A 942-nucleotide genomic window follows, 5' to 3' on the forward strand; every position below is an offset into this window, starting at 1 on the left:
CTAAAAATTACAAAAAACTCAAATGCTGGCGCAGCGGATGACTTTTTCCAGAATTTTTAGTGTATATTCAGTTGTGGATAACGCAATTTGCGACTTCTTTCACTTAATCTGGCTCAAATATTTCTTTAAACACATCAAATGATTCATAGTGTAGAGCACGTAAATGCCTTAAAATCTGGAAAAGGGTTTGTTTTAAGCCTAATTCAAGCTTGACGAGTAACGTCAGTAAATAGACAATCATCGCCAGTATGATCTGGTTTTCTACTCCTTTTTCAGACTTTGAAAAAAAGGTCTTAATCGTCAGGTGTTGCTTGATATGCTTGAAAAAGAGCTCTATCTGCCATCTTGACTGATACATTTCCCCTATTTCTTGGGCCGAAAGATCAAAGCGATTGGTGATAATGCGCAAGTTTGATTGATTCTTTCTTTCAATCGTCACCAGTCGAAAGAGGCTTGTGAGATAGGTGTTACTTCCCAGTTGAACAAATTGATCACTGATGACACCAGACTTCTTCGACACTATTTGATGCGCTTGAACGTGAACGACTGTATTCTTTTTAATGCGAGAAACGAAGAAATAACCGTCCCATTTCATTTGATCAAACTGAGCGTAATCAAGATAACCTCGGTCAAAAACATACGTCGCTAAAGTATTATTAACGAAGATATCTAAGTAATCATGGTCGTGTTCGGAAGCATGAGATAACTTAAATTCTTCTGGATGAACCCATCCTTCATTCATAAAACAAAGTTTTAAATGCAACTTTATTCCCGACTTAGTCGGTCTAAAACGTGCCCAAGGATAGGAAGCTTGGCTAAGTGAAAAGGTAGATGAGTCAATCAAGTACAGCTTTTCTTTTGATTTGTTCGCAGTCTTTTTATGCACAAGTGAGAGTAAGTGAGTAAATATCTCCATTAAAATAGACGGTTTCAATGCTTTTA

The 942-nt window shown here is 36.9% G+C and carries 1 protein-coding gene; it reads right to left on the reverse strand.

What is annotated here, in order from left to right; translation table 11 throughout:
- Nucleotides 1-103: 103 nt before the first annotated feature.
- Nucleotides 104-942: IS4 family transposase (locus ABDZ53_RS12880; protein WP_343757161.1), on the reverse strand; the 839-nt coding region annotated here is incomplete at its 5' end.

Origin of the sequence: Alkalibacterium iburiense (assembly GCF_039521845.1) — a bacterium.
Taxonomy (GTDB): Bacteria; Bacillota; Bacilli; order Lactobacillales; family Carnobacteriaceae_A; genus Alkalibacterium; species Alkalibacterium iburiense.